Genomic DNA, 17,056 nt, shown 5'->3' on the forward strand with positions numbered 1-17,056 from the left:
TATCCGGCGACCGTCCCGCCACACCATGATTCGGCGGCGCATCGTCGTCCGCCGCCGCACCCACACCTCTACGCCGGCTCGCCGCCGATGACACCACCCGGCACCGCAGGCGGAACCTCACCGAGCAACTCGTCGGTGTTCTGCTGCGTGATCAGATAATCCGGAATCTTGTGGGACTCGTCGTCCTGACCGCCACCGCGCGAACCCGGCGAGCCCGCCATCCCGCCCATGCCACTGCGCCCGGCCCCACCGGCCGAGGCCGCGGCCGCCGTCGAAGACGTTCCCGGCGTCGTCGGCGTGCCCGTCCCGCCGCCCGCGATACTGCGACCCGGCTGCGGCGTGCTCGATCCCGGACTGCCCGGCGAACCGGAGCCGGGGCTGGTCGGCGAACCCGCTCCCGGGCTGGACGGGCCGGAACCGCTCGGCACCGTCCGATCGGGGTCCGACGGGGTCGAACTCGCCGGAGTGGTGCCGGCAGGATCCGTACCCGCCGGATCATGGCTCGACGGCGTGGTCGACGAATCATCCGCGTTCCCGGAGGGATTGCTCTCACCCTCGGGTTGCTGCTCCCCAGACTGCTCCTGATCGCCGGGCTCGTCGCCCTCCGAAGTGGTGCCACCCGGATTGCCCGGCGAGGGAGCGCCCCCGCCCGACCCGTCGCCGGAGCCGCCGCCGTCACCGGTCCGGAAACCACCCGGCGGGACCGTGATGTCCGGCGAGGACGTGGGGCTCACCGGTGTCGGCAGCACCGGAATACTGCTGTCGATCGCCTTGAACGGTTGCACGTAGTAGTTGTTCATGGCGTCTCGCGCGGCCTGCTCTTCCTCCGTCTGCTCCCGCTGCAGGTCCCAGCGGTTGGGCGGCCAGAGCCACGAGGTCCAGGTGATCACGACAGGGTCCGGAAGCGCGTTCTTCGTCTGCGTGATCGCCGATGCGGCTTCGGTTACTCTCGTCGAGAGTTCGTTCAGAACCGGCGTGAGCTTTTCCGCATCTGTCACGTACTTCTGGATGCTTTCCTTCGACCTCTCTGCCGCCGGACCCGACCATGCCTGAGCAATCGAAGTTTGGATCGAGCGCGCGAACGTTCTGAGCCCCTCATCCCAGAGTTCGCTGACCTCGAAGTAGTGTTGGGCCTGCTTGTCGGCATCTGTCGGAGTCAGAGGTTCGAAGGCATCAACGATCTCCGAGTGCTCCCAGCTCGGCGGATACTCACCACCGCCAGGAATAGCCGGGGTCTCGTGCCCACTCACTGATCGCCCCCAGGCAGGGGGATACCCGGCCATAAGCTCGGAACGGTCGAAGACGGCGCCGAGCCGTACAAATCGCCTATCACTCCGGGCATTCGGCCGAGTGCCTCCAATGCTTGTTCGGGAGTCCGTTCCACCGGACCACGATCCGGGAGCGTCTCGTTCAGTTCATTGAACGAGGAAGCGAACTCGCTGTCAGCCTCCATCATTCGCTCTCGCGCAATTCGATGCACCTCCTGAATATCTTCCACGATCTTCAGGTGTTGCTCCATGATCTGGTACACGGAATTTCCACCCCCCGCCCCGTTTGCTTTTTCCTTGAATCGCGTGACCACCGTCCCGGCGGAGACCATCTTCGTATTGGCCTCACCTAAACCCCACCGAGATTCGCGCGATACACTGTCCATCGTGATCTGGATGCTTCGAATGACATCCTTGAAATACTCACAGTCCCGGTCGATGTAAATGAAGTCCTCTGGCTTCATCGAGACCGTCGCAGCCCCCTCACGTACAGCCGCCAGCAGGTTTGCCATTGGACGCACTAGCGCCTCGTCGCTCATCGCCATACCTCCATCGCCCGCCTCACCTGTCAATCACCCGCCGGTAGCGATGGAACAAGCTTTTCGGACAGCTGACGAGCTATCTCACAGGTGTCCTGATCGCTCGTCTTTGCGCTCGGCGGGTTCGTGATACTCACTTCGAGACTTCCGCCGCGCATTTCGACGTTGACAGTGCAGGATTCGTCCAGTCGCTCTTCGATTTGACGACTCGAAATAGAGCTTCTGCCGCCTATAGTGAATTCTTGCGTATCGGCGAAGCCGCTGGAGCGAACCATGTCGACGGTAATGTTGGTGGTCTTGATGCTAGCGCCATATCCACCCCCGCTCTGGACCCAGTTACAGCCGAGCCACTTGACACCGCCTGATGCTTCGGAATCAGCACGGCGCGGAAGGGTCAGCCGCTCCGAGGCGATAAGACTTTGCGGAATGTCGGTACACGAGTCGAATCCGGTGGGTACGTCGGAGTGAATGCTCGGCGCGGTCGACGTTGCCGATTCCAGCCCAGGCCCGGATGCCGAGTTACATCCGGAAACGACGAGGATCGCACCGGCAACAAGAATACCCACTCGATAGGCTGTCGACCTGCTGAGCATCCGCACCCCACATTCGCCGAAATCTTGGACCACCGGGGCGGACCGGCATCTCCTCCCCCTGCCAACTGCCGGTGATACTACCGACGCATCGGGGTCGTGAAGCCGCTCGGCCTCGCGACCCCGATCCGCCCAGCGATGACACCGAAAAGGCGCACCGCAGGGCTACATCCACGCCTCAGAACTGATCCTGCTCGTAGTTCGAGCTGAGCAGTTCGTCGGTGTGGGTCGCACCGATGACCTCCGGTGTCGATTCGCCGAGCGGCCCGGTGAGATCGTCGTTGCCGATGAGGCTCTGGTACGGGTCGACGTTGCGCGAGTGTTCGCTGTCGTCGTTCTGGCGCTGGCCGGCGGCGCCGCCACCACCACCCATGTACGAGCCGCTGGCGCCCGCGGGGGCGGTCGAGGTGCCTGCGCCCGCGGGCATGCCGGTGGTGGGGACGCCGGTGACCGAGCCGACGCCGGGGAGGCTGGAGCCGGGTGAGCCCGAGCCGGGGGTGCCGGTGGTCGGGATGCCGGACAGCCCCGGGGAGCCGGAGCCACCGGAACCGCCGGGGCGGCCGAGGGATCCGAGCAGGCCGCTGCCGGGGGTACTCGCATTGGAGGTGTTCAGCGAGGACGGGGTCGTCGAGGTCGACAGGTTCGGGGTGCCCGCGGTGGGGTCGGCGCTCGCGGCCTGGGTGGTGAGGCTTTCGGCCTGGGACATCAGCGGTTCGCCGATGTTCTTCGCCGCCGCCTGGACGACTTCTTCGGCGGAGGGCATTCCACTGTCTCCGAGCAGCTGGCCGACGAGGCCGTTCAGTTCGGCGGTCTTCCCCGCCAGGTCGCCTCGGGTGGCGTTGACGACCGTCATTGCCTGACCGAGATGTTCTGTCGCGCTGGCGATCAGGGTGGCCTGGCCGGGTGGGGTGAGGATGACCGGGGCCAGGGCGGTGGCCTGGGCGGCGAAGGTGCTGGCGATGCCGACGAGCTGAGCGTTGCCCTGTTGGACGACGGCGGCGGCGGCCTGGGTCAGTGCGGAGATGTCGAAGCCGCGCTGGCTCGTGTCTCGGCCCTGCGCGTTGGCTTCCTGACCGGCGACCTGCGCTTGGCGGGAGGCCTCGCCTTCCCAGACCTGTTCGACGGTGGCCATGCTGCCCTTGGCGAGTTGCATGGCGGTTTCGACCATCTGGGACGACTGGCTGAGGATCGCGGTGGGGTCGAGCGCGCCGAGGACGCCGGTACCGAAGCTCTGGAGCAGTTCGAGGATCGGCTGGAAGAGCACGTCCACACCGGGCAGGGCCGGAACCTGCAGCCCTTGCATGAGAGCACCCACCGGGTCGGCGGGCAGGGCGGGCAGCTGCGGCAGCTGGGTGGCCGCGGCCGCGGCGGCCTGGGTGGCCTGCGCGGCGGCGCTCTGCGCGGCGGCCCCGGCCTGGCCGAGTGCCTGTTGCACCGAATCCTGCGCCTGCTGCAGGGCGTGGCTGATGCCGGTGCTCTCCAGGAAGTTGTTCGCCTCGGTCCGGTATCCGCCGAGGATGTCCTGCGGGTCGGCCGGCTGACCACCGAGACCGGGCATACCGGCGGGCACCGTGCCCGTGGTTCCCGCATCGTCGGATTCCTTGCGCGCCGAGAAGAATTCCGGCGCTTCGATCGGCGGTAGGTCGACGGGCAGCTGGGGCAACGGCAGGTCGATCAGAGCCTGATCGGCAGGAATGCTCACGGGCTCGGCGGGCAGTTCGGGCGCCACGGCGGGCGTCACGATCGGACCGGAACCCACGAGGGCGTGGCCGGTGTCGATCGCGGGGTGCGCCACAACGGGCTGGGCGGCGCCGATGATGCCGGTGTCGGTGACGTCGAGGGGCTTCATCGTGACCTCAGATCTCGCTCGCCTGCGTGTTCAACTGCGCGGCGTTCTCGTCGTCGGTCTCCTCGAACAGCGAGGCGGCCGAGAACGCTTTCCAGGACAGGTCGTTGTACTTGCCCGCGAGATCGTGGATGTCCCTGGCCTGCAATACCTGTGCGGCCGCGAAACTGGCCAGGTAGTCGGCGCCGATCAACCCGAACACCGGCGTGAGCGCCGAAACCTGGCCGATGAGATCCATATCCGCCGCGGCCGTGATCTGTCCGGCGATAGTGGCGTGCTCCGTGGCGAACTGCCGGACCGCCGTGGGATCGACCGAGACTTCACTCATCGAGTGGCCCCCCATCCGTCGTAATGTGCTGTGTCGCCGCATCGGACGGCTCGTGACGACTGGTGCGACCCGACCGCTCCGAACGTTCCTGCTTGTCCCACCCCGAAGCGATCGCGCCGTCGCCGGCCGAAGCCGCTACGGTTCGGCTCAATATAGCCGATGGTTACGACAGGTTTCGAGTTCATCGAGCGCTTCGGCCCGCCCACCGCCGGTGGCGCACGAAAATAGAACGTGTTGCAAATTAGAACAAGTTCTATATTCTCGGTGCCATGAAGGTCGCAGTGACCGGCGCAGCCGGCTACCTAGGCACGAATCTGCTCCGACTGCTCACCGCTCGCGGACATGAGGTGATCGCCGTCGACCGCGCGCTTCCCGACCGCCCGAGGCCGGGCGTGACCTGGGTCGAGGGCGATGTGCTCGATCCGGCCTCGATGCGCGCGGCTCTCGCCGATGCCGAGGTGGTCTACCACCTCGTCGCGGTGATCACCCTGGCCGACCGCAACGACCTGGCCTGGCGGGTCAACACCGAGGGCGTTCGGGTGGTCGCCGAGGCGTCGCTCGCGGTCGGCGCACGGCGCATGGTGCACGCCAGCTCGATCCACGCCTTCGACCAGTACAGCTGCGGCGGACACATCGACGAGACCTCGGTGCGGTCGACCGATCCCGGCCTGCCGGTCTACGACCGGTCGAAATGGGCCGGCGAGGTGGCTCTTCGCGAGGTGATCGACAAGGGCCTGGACGCGGTGTTGTGCAATCCCACCGGCGTGTTCGGCCCGGCCGATCACAGCGTGCCGCTCTCGCGCATCAACCGCTCGCTGCGCGACGCGGCCGCAGGCAGGCTGCCCGCGATGGTCGACGGCGGGTTCGATCTGGTCGACGTGCGCGATGTGGCCGAGGGCCTGATCCTGGCGGGCGAGAAGGGCCGCACGGGCGAGAACTACCTGCTCGGCGGCGCGATGATCTCGATGACGGATGTCTGCACGCTCGCCGCCAACGAACGGGGCAAGCGCGGCCCACGCGTCACCATCTCCCCCAAGCTGGTCGGCGGGCTGATCCCGGTGCTGGAACCGATCGGCAAGATGCTGGGCACCGACATCCTGTCCAAGGCCGCGCTCGGCGCACTGATCTCCGCGCCGACGGTCGATCACGGCAAGGCCGCCACCGAGCTCGGCTACCGGCCGCGGCCGACCGCCGAAACGGTGCGTGACCTGGTCGCCTTCTTCGACGATCCGACGAGCGTGGAGGCGGCCGACGCGCGGGCACCGCTTGACACACCCTAGAACGCGTGTTCGACTGTCCCGGTGCGGTGGCAGAACCAGATACTGGACGCCGACGACGGCGCGCTGCCCGGCCTGAGCCGAGCAGAGTTCGTCCGCACCGTGAACACCCCCGAGTTCGAGGGCATCACCTTTCACGAAGTGTTGTGTAAGAGCGCGCTGAATCGGGTGCCCGAGGAGAGCGGCCTGCCGTTCCGCTGGACGGTCAACCCGATGCGTGGCTGCTCGCATGCCTGCCGCTACTGCTTCGCCCGGCCCACCCACGAGTATCTGGATCTGGACGCCGGCCGCGATTTCGACGCCGAGATCGTGGTGAAGACGAATGTGGCGGCGGTGCTGCGCCGGGAACTCGGCAAGCGCTCCTGGCATCGCGAGCCGGTCGCGCTGGGTACCAACACCGATCCCTATCAGCGGGCCGAGGGCCGGTACCGCTTGATGCCCGGCATCATTCGCGCGCTGACCGATTCGGGCACGCCGTTCTCCATACTCACCAAGGGCACACTGCTGCGGCGGGACCTGCCGCTGCTGACCCTCGCCGCCCGTGAGGTGGATGTACGCTTGGCGGTGTCGATCGCCATTCTCGATTCCGAACTGCACCAGCAGGTCGAGCCGGGAACGCCGTCGCCGCGTGCCCGCCTGGATCTGGTGCGCGCGTTGGCCGAGGCCGGATTCGCGGTGAATGTGATGGTCGCGCCGATCATTCCGTATCTGACCGACAGCAAGTCCCACCTCGACGAACTGTTCGGCGCGATCGCGGCGGCGGGCGCGGCCTCCGCGGTCATCATCCCGATGCATCTGCGCGGCAGCACGCGCGGCTGGTTCCTCGGCTGGCTGGCGGAGGCCCATCCGGCGCTGCTGCGCCGTTACCGTCAGCTGTACGGGCGGGGCGCCTATGTCAGCCCGGAGTACGCGAGCTGGCTGCGGGAACGCACCACCCCCCTGCTCGAACAGCACGGCTTGATCAGACCGCCCGCCGAGCCCGCGGAGCCGGCGGCCGTCGCGCCGCACATCACCGACCCGCAGCTGGCGCTGTTCGCCTGAGTCCGCCCCGCCGCGCCGACAGATCGCCGCGTAAGGGCCGTATTCCGGACGCGAAATCCACTTTGCCGCCCGGCACGGCCCCGTCGGAGTAGGTTGGCGAGAGGCACCTTCTCATGCGACTTCTCATGCGACGAGGAAGTGAAGCAGGCATATGGATCCGCACGATATCGATCGCCGCCAGGATTCCGGATCCCGCACGGCGACCGCGAAATTGGAACAGGTCGTCATCCGCTTCGCCGGTGACTCCGGCGACGGCATGCAGCTGACCGGCGATCGTTTCACCCACGAGGCCGCCGCTTTCGGCAACGACCTGGCCACCCAGCCCAGCTTCCCCGCGGAGATCCGCGCGCCGCAGGGCACGCTGCCCGGCGTCTCGTCGTTCCAGATCCAGATCGCCGACTACGACGTGCTCACCGCCGGTGACCAGCCCGACGTGCTGGTCGCGATGAATCCGGCGGCGCTGAAGGCCAACCTGGACGATCTGCCTCGCGGCGGCACGGTCATCGTGAACACCGACGAGTTCACCAAGCGCACGCTGACGAAGGTCGGCTATACCGCCGATCCGCTGACCGACGACACGCTGGCCGATTTCGTGGTGCACCAGGTGCCGATGACCTCGCTGACCCTCGCCGCCACCGAGCCCGCGGGCGTCGGCAAGAAGGACGGCCAGCGCGCGAAGAACATGTTCGCGCTCGGGCTGCTGTCGTGGATGTACGGCCGTCCGCTCGGCGGCACCGAGCGGTTCCTGCGCGAGAAGTTCGCGGCCGTGCCCGCGATCGCCGAGGCGAATCTGCTGGCGTTCCGAGCGGGCTGGAACTACGGCGAGACGACCGAGACGTTCGCGACCACCTACGAGATCGCGCCCGCGACCCTGCCGCCGGGCACCTACCGTCAGATCACCGGCAATACCGCCCTGGCCTACGGGCTGATCACCGCCGGGCAACTGTCCGGGCTGCCGGTGTTCCTCGGCACCTATCCGATCACCCCGGCCTCGGACATCCTGCACGAACTGAGCAAGCACAAGCACTTCGGCGTGACGACCTTCCAGGCCGAGGACGAGATCGCGGGCATCGGCGCCGCCCTCGGCGCCGCGCTCGGCGGCTCACTGGGGGTGACCAGCACATCCGGTCCCGGCCTGGCGCTGAAGAGCGAGACGATCGGTCTGGCGGTGATGACGGAACTTCCGCTGCTGATCATCGACGTCCAGCGCGGCGGGCCGTCGACGGGCCTGCCGACCAAGACCGAACAGGCCGATCTGTTGCAGGCGCTGCACGGGCGCAACGGCGAGTCCCCGGTGGCGGTGCTCGCCCCGCGCTCGCCCGCCGACTGCTTCGGCACCGCGGTGGAAGCGGCCAGGATCGCGCTCACCTACCGCACCCCGGTGCTGTTGCTCTCCGACGGCTCGATCGCCAACGGTTCGGAGCCCTGGTCCATCCCGGACGTGTCCGCGCTCGAGCCCATCGATCCCGCCTTCGAGCCGCATGCCGAGGATGACGCGCCCGCGTTCCAGCCCTATACCCGTGACCCGCAGACCCTGGCCAGGCCGCTGGCCGTGCCGGGAACGAAGGGGCGCGCGCATCGGATCGGCGGACTGGAGAAGGCTCACGGCAGTGGGGACATCTCCTACGATCCGGCCAATCACGAGCTGATGGTGCGATTGCGGCAGGCCAAGATCGACGGCATCGCGGTCCCGGACACGACCGTCGACGACCCGGACGGCCGCGCGGAGCTGCTGCTCATCGGCTGGGGCAGCTCCTACGGGCCGATCGGCGAGGCATGCAGGCGGGCGCGTCGCCGGGGCGTGCCGGTCGCCCAGGCGCATCTGCGCCATCTCAACCCGTTCCCCGCGACCCTGGGCGAGGTGCTGCGGCGTTATCGCACCGTGGTGGCGCCGGAGATGAACGGCGGCCAGCTCGCCATGTTGCTGCGCGCGAAATACCTCGTGGACGTCCGGCCGTGGACGAAGATCGCCGGCACCGCGTTCTCGGCGAGCGAGCTGGTCGGCGTCATCGACGCCGCGCTCGACGGTTCGCTCGCGGAGATGGAACAGGACAAGGCATGCACCGCCCGCGCGCGGGCCGGCTACCTCAGGAGTGACCGGTGACCATCATGGAACCCTCGCCACTGCTGCACACCGACCTCGGACTGACCGGGGTATCGGGCGTGCCCGTCGCCGATAAGCCGCAGAAGGCCAAGGACTACACCTCCGATCAAGAGGTGCGCTGGTGTCCGGGCTGCGGCGACTACGTCATCCTCGCCACCGTGCGCGGCTTCCTCGCCGAACTCGGATTGCGCAGGGAGAATCTGATGTTCGTATCCGGGATCGGCTGCTCGAGCCGGTTCCCGTACTACCTGGACGCCTACGGCATCCACTCCATCCACGGCCGTGCCCCCGCGATCGCGACCGGGCTGGCGGTGACCAGGCCGGATCTGTCGGTGTGGGTGGTCACCGGCGACGGCGACGCGCTCTCCATCGGCGGCAACCACCTGATCCACGCGTTGCGCCGCAATGTCAACATGACGATCCTGCTGTTCAACAATCGCATCTACGGGCTCACCAAAGGCCAGTACTCGCCGACCTCGGAGCAGGGCAAGATCACCAAATCGACGCCGCTGGGGTCGGTGGATCACCCGTTCAACACGCTGTCGGTGGCGCTGGGCGCGGAGGCGACCTTCGCCGCGCGCGCCCTCGACTCCGACCGTCAGGGCCTGACCGAGGTGTTGCGGGCCGCGGCCACCCACCGCGGCACCTCGTTCGTGGAGATCCTGCAGGACTGCCCGATCTTCAACGACGGCTCCTTCGACGTGCTGCGTCGCGACAATGCCGCCGACCATCTGGTCCCGCTGCGCCACGGGCAGCCGATCACCTTCGGAGCCGAGGGCGAATTCGCCGTCGTGCGCAGCGGTTTCGGGTTGACGGTGGCGCGCACGGCCGAAGTCGGGGTAGGCGAGATCGTCGTGCACGACGCCGAGGCCGACGACCCGGAGTACGCCTTCGCGCTGTCCCGGCTCGGCGATCAGGATCTCACGCACGTGGTCACCGGGGTCTTCCGCAGCGTCGAGCGGCCGACCTACGACGACGGGGTACGCGCGCAGAACGCCGCGGCCGCCGAACGCACACCGCTGCAACGGGATTCGCTGCAACGGCTGCTCGACGGACCGGAGACGTGGACGGTGCGCTGAAACCCGGCACGAACCGGCTGCGACTCAGTCCTTCGCGGCGAACCCGAGCCCGATGACGGCGTCGCGCTCGGCGGCCAGCTCGGCGACCGAGGCGTCGATCCGGTCGCGCGAGAACTCGTCGATCGCCAGGCCCTCGACGATGGTGTAGCGTCCGTCGGCGCAGGTCACCGGGAACGAGCTGATCAATCCCTCGGGCACGCCGTAGGAGCCGTCCGAGGGCACCGCCATGGAGGTCCACTCGCCCGCGGGGGTGCCGAGCACCCAATCGTGGATGTGGTCGATGGCCGCGCTCGCCGCACTCGCCGCCGAGGACGCGCCCCTGGCCTGGATGATGGCGGTGCCGCGCTGCTGCACGGTGGGGATGAACTCCTCGCCGAGCCATTGCCGGTCGACCAGTTCCAGGGCGGGCCTGCCCGCGACGGTGGCGTGCGTGATGTCGGGGTACTGGGTGGCGGAGTGGTTGCCCCACACCGCGATCCGGTGGATGTCGGCCCCAGGCACGCCGGTCTTCTTCGCCAGCTGCGCGATGGCCCGATTGTGGTCCAGGCGGGTCATGGCGGTGAACCGGTCCGCGGGCACGTCCGGGGCATTGCTCGCCGCGATGAAGGCGTTGGTGTTGGCCGGGTTGCCGACGACGAGCACCTTCACGTCGTCGGCGGCCGCGGCATTGATCGCCCGGCCCTGGTCGGTGAAGATCGGGCCGTTGGCGGCCAGCAGGTCCGCGCGTTCCATCCCGGCCGTGCGCGGCCGCGCGCCGACCAGCAGGGCGACATTCGCACCCGCGAAACCGACCCGCGGATCGTCGCTGATGTCGATCGAGTCCAGCAGCGGGAAGGCGCCGTCCTCGAGTTCCATCGCCACGCCCTCCAGCGACGCCACGGCCGCCGGGATCTCGAGCAGCCGCAGGCGGACCGGGGTATCGGGGCCGAGCATGGCCCCGGACGCGATGCGGAACAACAGGCCGTAGGCGATCTGCCCGGCCGCACCGGTGACGGTGACGGTCACGGGGGTGTTCCGTTCGGCGGCGCTCACCACAACTCCTCGGGGGTCGACTGCTTCTCGCTGCCTACCCTAGCGATTCCCACCTCCCGCGAGCACGAGGTGGTGAGCTACGGAACAGGCCGCCGAATCAGAGCAGTTCGGCGACCTCACGATCGGTCAGCACGATCGGCGAGACGTAATCCTTGGCGCGCGCCATCCGCGCGGCGCGGTACAGCGGCCGCTCCTCGAGCCCCGCGTCCCTGGCCTCCGCACGCAACTGCTGCACGAGCAGGTCCGACACCGCCACCGCGGTCGCCGAACTACCGGTGGCCAGCGCGTCGGCGAGCTTGCGCAGGCCGAGCAGGTGCAGCTCTCGCCCGCTGCCGGAATCGCTGTACATGGCCAGCGGGATGATCTGGATCCGGCCCGCCCCGGTCAGGCGCAACGCGACGCGGCTCAACCGGCCCGGGTAGACGAGCAGTTCCACCCCGTCCGCCGAGGCCACCTCGATCCGCTGTTCGCCGACGAACCGGCGCGCGTGCACGGTGTTGCCGGTCAGCCAGATCCGGCGACGGCCCAGTGCCAGGGCCGAGCAGACGGTCGGCACGCCCACGACCAGTCCGACGGCCAGCGCGACCGGCCAGGAGGCGAAGATCGCAGCGATCAAGCCGGCGCCCACACCAACGCCGACGGCCGCCAGCGCGAGCTTGCGCAGCATCGGCGTGTAGGTCTCCGGAGCCACCAGATCGAGCCCCACCGGCTGTTCGGTCACCGGCCGATCGGCGTTCGGGTCCACTTGTCACCTCTTCGAGCACGCACCGCGACTTCGAGGTTTCACGACGTCGCGCACCCGGTGCACGGCATCCACGCTCGACCGGCACGGGCGGTCGCCGCACCGGGCGCGATCGTACCGGCCCATCCGAAGTGCGAAACAACGGTACCTCTGTTGTGTGGACCCGGTCCGGCGGTCCCACGGGCGAGGTGACTTTCGGCCCCCACCCGTTATCGGATCCGATCAGCGCTCAGGCTCCGGACAGCTCCGAGCGCAGCACCTCGACGAGATCCGGCAGTGCCACCTGTCGCTGGTCACCGGTACTCATGTCCTTGACCACGACGGCGTCCTCGGCGAGTTCCCGCTCGCCGAGCACCAGGGTGAAGCGCGCGCCGGAGCGATCGGCGGCCTTCATGGCCCCCTTCACGCCACGGCCGCCGTAAGCCAGATCGACCCGGACGCCGGCCGCCCGCAACTGCGCGGCCAGCACCACCAAGCGCTGTTTGGCGGCATCGCCCATCGGCACGCCGAAGACCTCGCAGCGCGCGGGATCGCCCGCGGACTTGCCTTCCGCCTGCAAGGCCAGCATGGTGCGGTCCACGCCGAGACCGAAGCCGATCCCGGACAGCGGCTGCCCGCCGAGCTGGGCCATCAGCCCGTCATAACGTCCGCCGCCGCCGATACCCGACTGCGCGCCGAGACCGTCGTGCACGAATTCGAAGGTGGTCTTCGTGTAGTAGTCCAGACCGCGCACCATGCGCGGGTTCACCACGTAGGGCACGCCGAGCGCGTCGAGATAGCCGAGCACCTGCTCGAAGTGGGCCTTGGCCGACTCGGAGAGGTGGTCGATCATCAGCGGCGCGTCCGCGGTCATCTCGCGCACGTGCGGGCGCTTGTCGTCGAGCACGCGCAACGGGTTGAGTTCGGCGCGGCGGCGAGTCTCCTCGTCGAGCGGGAGCCCGAAGAGGAACTCCTGCAGCATCTCCCGGTACTGGGGGCGGCAGGTGTCGTCGCCCAGCGAGGTGAGTTCGAGGCGGAAGCCGGCCAGACCGAGCGAACGGAAGCCCGCGTCGGCCACGGCGATGACCTCGGCGTCCAGCGCGGGGTCGTCGATGCCGATGGCCTCCACGCCCACTTGCTGCAACTGCCGGTAGCGCCCGGCCTGCGGTCGCTCGTAGCGGAAGAACGGGCCGGAGTAGGCCAGCTTCATCGGCAGCTGCCCGCGATCGAGACCGTGCTCGATGACCGCGCGCATGACCCCCGCGGTGCCCTCGGGGCGCAGTGTGACGCTGCGGTCGCCGCGATCGGCGAAGGTGTACATCTCCTTGGAGACGACATCGGTGGACTCGCCGACGCCGCGGGCGAACAGCCCGGTGTCCTCGAAGATCGGCAGCTCGATATGCCCGTACCCGGCCAGTCGGGCGGCCCGCAGGAGACCGTCGCGCACGGCGACGAACTCGGCCGAGCCGGGTGGCACGTAGTCCGGTACCCCCTTCGGGGCGGAGAAGCTGCTGGTCTTGGTCACGATGTTCCAGTTTTCCCCACCGTGCCCCGACAAGTCCAACCGGTTACCCCGTTCCGGGGGTACGCGGAGAGGGAACGCACTAGCGTGAGGCGAAGAGACACATTTCCTCTCATCGTCTGGAGATTCGCATGAGCGACCGCTCGCGTCCCCGCGTCGCGGGCGCCGGTCTGGCCGGCCTCACCGCCGCCGTCCGCCTCGCCGACCAGGGCTACGCGCTCACCCTGATCGAGAAGCGCGGCCGCCTCGGCGGACGCACCATCTCCTTCGACGTGGCCGGCCTCGACGAGCCGGTCGACAACGGCCCGCACCTGTTCGCCGGCTGCTACGACGCCCTGCTGCGCTACGTCGAGACCATCGGCACCCGCGACCGACTGCTCTGGGACGGTCCGCCCTTTGCCATCCGCACCGACGCGGACACCTTGCTCACCACGAGTGCTCCGTCGTTCGTGCCACTGATCCTGCGCCGTCTCCACGACGCCGGTTTCCTGGCCCGGCTGCCGATCCCCTGGCGTGACCGTCCGGCCGCGCTGCGCGGCCTGGTGATCATGCTCGCCGCCGCGGTGCGCCTGCCCGCCGAACTGGACGACCGCACGGTGGACGCCTGGTTCCGGGAGATCGGCATGCCGCAGTCGCTGCGCGCGCTCAGCCTGGACCAGTTCGTCATCGGCCTGCTCAACGAGAAGCCCGAACGCGTCTCCGCGCTGACCTTCGCCAAGACGCTGCGGTTCGTCGGCGCACGGGCACTGCGCGGCAATGTGCGCGCCGGTGACGCGGTGTGGCCGAAGGTGAGCCTGCACGCGCTGTTCGTCGAGCCCGCGGTGCGCTACCTGACCGCGCGGGGCGCGCACATCCGCACCGGCACCGGCGTCGTCGACATCGACCTCGACGGCGACCGGCTGAGCGGGCTGCGCCTGGCAGGCGGGGAGACCCTCGCCGTGGATGCCGCCGTCCTCGCGCTGCCACCGTGGGCGCTGACCGGCCTGATCGACAACGGCAGGCTCGGCGCCTACGAGCACTTCACCCCGGTCCGCAAGATCGAGGCCGCACCCATCTCGAGCGTCTATGTCTGGCTCGATCGCCCGCTGCGGCTGCGCAGGCCGGCCGAGAACCTGCGCGACACCACCATCGAATGGGTCTTCGACACCAGCGGAATGCGGGGCGGCGCCGGCGCGGCGGGTCATTGCTACGCGCTGGCGGTCAGCGCGTCCTGGGACGTGGTGCACCACAAGAACGCCGACTTCACCGAGCTCGCGCTGGAGTCGCTGCGCAAGCACTATCCCCGCGAGATGGCCGAGGCCACGGTGTTGCGCACCCACGTCATCCACCAGCCGCGGGCCACCTTCTCCGCCCAGCCCGGATTCGAATCGCTGCGGTTGCCCGCGCGAACACCGATCGAGGGCCTGTTCCTGGCCGGCGACTGGACGCGCACCGAACTGCCCTCGACGATGGAGGCCGCCGCCGACAGCGGGGAGCGCGCGGCCGACGAGGTGAGCGGCTATCTGACGAGGTGAGCGGCTATCTGAGGGCGAGGAAGGCCACCGCCCGACCCCGCGAACCGGGTGAGCGACGCCGAGGTCATCTGTCTCTCAGCAAGAGATGGCACACTCTTACCTCGACGTACGCCGACACGGGAGGATTGTGGTAGTGCCGAGCAACGAACAGCGACGAGCGGCGGCCAAGCGCAAGCTGGAACGTCAGCTGGCCAACCGGGCCGAGCGGGCGCGCAGGCGGAAGCAACTGACGATCGCGGGATCGGTGCTCGGTGTCGTAGTGCTGGTCGGGGCCGTCGCGGGGGTCTATTACCTCACCAAGGGCGACGGCGGCGACAGCGCGGACAACGCCGCCCAGTCCTCGTTCTCCGCCGCGCCCGCGCCGGAACCGGTGGCCAAGCCGGAGACGGTGAACTGCCTCTACACCGACGGCGCCCCCAGCGCGAAGCCGGTGGCGAAGCCGAGCCGGACCGAGGGCATCCCGACCACCGGCGCCGACGCGAAGGTCAGCGTCAGCATGGACACCAATCAGGGGCCGCTCGGACTCACCCTGAACAATGCCGAGTCCCCCTGCACGGTGAACAGTTTCGTGAGCCTGGCGACGCAGGGCTTCTTCGACAACACCGAATGCCACCGGATGACCGCGAGCGACACCCTGAAGGTGCTGCAGTGCGGCGACCCGACCGCCACCGGTCAGGGCGGGCCCGGGTACATGTACGCCAACGAGTACCCCACCGATCAGTACGCCGAGGGCGACCCGGCTTCGATGGAGCCGATCCGCTACGAGCGCGGTGTGCTGGCAATGGCCAACGCGGGCGCGGGCACCAACGGCAGCCAGTTCTTCCTCGTCTACGGCGACTCCGAGTTGCCGCCGCAGTACACCATCTTCGGCAGCGTGGACGAGTCCAGTCTGGGCACCCTGGACAAGATCGCCGAGATCGGCCAGGACAACTCCAACGACCTCGGCGACGGCAAGCCGAACAGTCCGATAACGATCCAGGCGGTAAGCCTGGACTGACCGGTTCACCCGGCTGTTGTGGGTAGTTCTCGGGTAATCTCGAAAAATACACAGGTTCTTCTCAGTACCGCTGTTCGTCGCAGTACCACTGTCCGAAGCACCTCACGTCCACAGCGACCACTTTCAGCATCGGGGAGCAGCCATGTCCGAGGAATTGGACGATATCGGCCGGGAGACCGCGGCCGTGATGAAGACGATGTTGAGCTTGGCGACACTGGTCGCGCTGCGCACCCGCGAGCGCGGCCAGAAAGAAGCCGAGGCCCGCGTCAAGATCACCGAAGCGCGCATGAAGGAGGCCAAGGAGCTACGGATGCGGGAGGAGCGGGAGTCGAAGGCCAAGGACCCCCGCAATCTCGAACTCGCCAGGATGGTCGAGTCCAACACGTCCGTCAAAGGCCTTTCGCTGGAGAAGGAATCGGTCGGCTCGATGATGTCCGGCGTGGCGGGCGAGATGTCCGACGCGGTGACCGGATCCAGCGGGCCGTCGTTGCCCCAGATCACCTACGACTCGGCGGAACGACGTAACGCGGTTGCCGCGCATCTGCAGAAGATGGGCGTCGCACCGGATCTGGCAGCGGTACGCATGCTGATGGAAGTCGGTCAGGGCCTGCCGGTCGAAGAAGCGGTCCGCGCCAAGACCGCAGAGGCCAGGTCCACCAATCGCAGCAGGGAACTCGAAGGCCGGGGACTGGAACGCACCCGCGGCTGAACACGAAACGAGGAAGCCCGCCGGATATCCGGCGGGCTTCCTCGTTTCGTCTGTGCCTGTGTGACATGGCCCTTCGCCCGTATCGGGGTCAGACCCGGAAGTCCTCCGGCGCCGGGCTGTCGAACTGACCGCGGGCGGGCGAACGCAGCGGCAGCGGGTTGAGCATGTCCTTGTGACCGTTGCGGACGCTGCAGTACTTGAACGGCCCCCGCGGATCGAACAGCTTGGTCATATGCGGATCCGCGTGATCGAGCAGCCACACGCTGAGGCCCGTCGCCGGGTCCCTCCGCAGGTGCTCCCAGGCGCGCCACAGGGCATCCAGGCGTACCACCGCTTCCGCGTGCGCGAACCATTCCGGGCACCAGACGGTTTCGCTGATGTCGGTGACCTGACGGCGATAGACCACACTGAGGTAGTTCTCGACGAACTCGACCACAGAGCTGTAGACGGGCTTCCCTGCCATGGGAGGACCGGGGGGTAGGTTGTGGG

The 17,056-nt window shown here is 68.3% G+C and carries 16 protein-coding genes; 7 read left to right on the forward strand and 9 right to left on the reverse strand.

Annotated features, from left to right (window positions below; all coding sequences use genetic code 11):
* Nucleotides 1–68: 68 nt before the first annotated feature.
* From ON26_RS16840 to ON26_RS16855, 5 genes are all read right to left on the reverse strand, one after another.
* Nucleotides 69–1,250, reverse strand: coding sequence for a WXG100 family type VII secretion target (locus ON26_RS16840; protein WP_040797124.1), 1,182 nt, complete (start codon nucleotides 1,248–1,250; stop codon nucleotides 69–71).
* Nucleotides 1,247–1,807 carry a hypothetical protein gene (locus ON26_RS16845; protein WP_040797159.1) on the reverse strand — a complete coding sequence of 187 codons (561 nt, stop codon included), beginning with the start codon at nucleotides 1,805–1,807 and terminating at the stop codon, nucleotides 1,247–1,249. Before ON26_RS16845 ends, ON26_RS16840 begins: the two co-directional genes overlap by 4 nt.
* A gap of 29 nt (nucleotides 1,808–1,836) precedes the next feature.
* A complete protein-coding gene (locus tag ON26_RS32345; RefSeq protein ID WP_245545883.1) occupies nucleotides 1,837–2,373 on the reverse strand; it encodes a DUF3558 domain-containing protein in 537 nt (178 codons plus the stop codon).
* Between the two features lie 202 nt (nucleotides 2,374–2,575).
* Nucleotides 2,576–4,246, reverse strand: a complete 1,671-nt coding sequence (locus ON26_RS16850) for a hypothetical protein (RefSeq protein ID WP_040797125.1) — start codon at nucleotides 4,244–4,246, stop codon at nucleotides 2,576–2,578.
* Nucleotides 4,247–4,253: 7 nt separating this feature from the next.
* Entirely contained in the window at nucleotides 4,254–4,571 is a 318-nt protein-coding gene (locus ON26_RS16855) for an ESX-1 secretion-associated protein (RefSeq protein ID WP_040797160.1), read from the reverse strand.
* Between the two features lie 269 nt (nucleotides 4,572–4,840).
* On the opposite strand from ON26_RS16855, the gene ON26_RS16860 reads away from it, so the two are divergent.
* The 4 genes from ON26_RS16860 to ON26_RS16875 all read left to right on the forward strand — a co-directional run bounded on the left by ON26_RS16860 (nucleotide 4,841) and on the right by ON26_RS16875 (nucleotide 10,072).
* Entirely contained in the window at nucleotides 4,841–5,851 is a 1,011-nt protein-coding gene (locus tag ON26_RS16860) for an NAD-dependent epimerase/dehydratase family protein (protein ID WP_040797126.1), read from the forward strand.
* 21 nt (nucleotides 5,852–5,872) lie between these two features.
* Nucleotides 5,873–6,889 (forward strand): Rv2578c family radical SAM protein, encoded by a 1,017-nt coding sequence (locus tag ON26_RS16865; protein WP_040797127.1) that lies wholly within the window; start codon nucleotides 5,873–5,875, stop codon nucleotides 6,887–6,889.
* A gap of 151 nt (nucleotides 6,890–7,040) precedes the next feature.
* Nucleotides 7,041–8,993 carry a 2-oxoacid:acceptor oxidoreductase subunit alpha gene (locus tag ON26_RS16870; protein WP_051027164.1) on the forward strand — a complete coding sequence of 651 codons (1,953 nt, stop codon included), beginning with the start codon at nucleotides 7,041–7,043 and terminating at the stop codon, nucleotides 8,991–8,993.
* A 5-nt stretch (nucleotides 8,994–8,998) separates the two neighbouring features.
* The gene (locus tag ON26_RS16875; protein ID WP_051027170.1) at nucleotides 8,999–10,072 is read left to right on the forward strand and encodes a 2-oxoacid:ferredoxin oxidoreductase subunit beta; all 1,074 of its coding nucleotides are present in this window, start codon (nucleotides 8,999–9,001) and stop codon (nucleotides 10,070–10,072) included.
* Between the two features lie 24 nt (nucleotides 10,073–10,096).
* On the opposite strand, the gene ON26_RS16880 is transcribed toward ON26_RS16875, so the two are convergent.
* From ON26_RS16880 to hisS, 3 genes are all read right to left on the reverse strand, one after another.
* Nucleotides 10,097–11,104, reverse strand: coding sequence for a malate dehydrogenase (locus tag ON26_RS16880; RefSeq protein ID WP_040797162.1), 1,008 nt, complete (start codon nucleotides 11,102–11,104; stop codon nucleotides 10,097–10,099).
* A gap of 97 nt (nucleotides 11,105–11,201) precedes the next feature.
* On the reverse strand, nucleotides 11,202–11,849 hold the full coding sequence (locus ON26_RS16885; RefSeq protein ID WP_051027165.1) for a hypothetical protein: 648 nt from the start codon (nucleotides 11,847–11,849) through the stop codon (nucleotides 11,202–11,204).
* 226 nt (nucleotides 11,850–12,075) lie between these two features.
* Nucleotides 12,076–13,350: a histidine--tRNA ligase gene (gene hisS / locus ON26_RS16890; protein WP_040797129.1), complete on the reverse strand. Its 1,275-nt coding sequence runs from the start codon at nucleotides 13,348–13,350 to the stop codon at nucleotides 12,076–12,078.
* A gap of 128 nt (nucleotides 13,351–13,478) precedes the next feature.
* On the opposite strand from hisS, the gene hpnE reads away from it, so the two are divergent.
* The 3 genes from hpnE (at nucleotide 13,479) to ON26_RS16905 (ending at nucleotide 16,567) form a co-directional block, all read left to right on the forward strand.
* Nucleotides 13,479–14,861 carry a hydroxysqualene dehydroxylase HpnE gene (gene hpnE, locus ON26_RS16895; protein ID WP_040797130.1) on the forward strand — a complete coding sequence of 461 codons (1,383 nt, stop codon included), beginning with the start codon at nucleotides 13,479–13,481 and terminating at the stop codon, nucleotides 14,859–14,861.
* A 133-nt stretch (nucleotides 14,862–14,994) separates the two neighbouring features.
* Entirely contained in the window at nucleotides 14,995–15,858 is an 864-nt protein-coding gene (locus ON26_RS16900) for a peptidylprolyl isomerase (RefSeq protein ID WP_040797131.1), read from the forward strand.
* A 142-nt stretch (nucleotides 15,859–16,000) separates the two neighbouring features.
* Entirely contained in the window at nucleotides 16,001–16,567 is a 567-nt protein-coding gene (locus ON26_RS16905; protein WP_040797132.1) for a hypothetical protein, read from the forward strand.
* Between the two features lie 88 nt (nucleotides 16,568–16,655).
* Here ON26_RS16905 and ON26_RS16910 read toward each other — a convergent pair whose 3' ends face one another.
* Nucleotides 16,656–17,030 carry a DUF4913 domain-containing protein gene (locus ON26_RS16910; protein WP_040797133.1) on the reverse strand — a complete coding sequence of 125 codons (375 nt, stop codon included), beginning with the start codon at nucleotides 17,028–17,030 and terminating at the stop codon, nucleotides 16,656–16,658.
* Between the last annotated feature and the right edge of the window lie 26 nt (nucleotides 17,031–17,056).

Source organism: Nocardia higoensis NBRC 100133, assembly GCF_000308595.1.
In the GTDB taxonomy this organism is placed as follows: domain Bacteria; phylum Actinomycetota; class Actinomycetes; order Mycobacteriales; family Mycobacteriaceae; genus Nocardia; species Nocardia higoensis.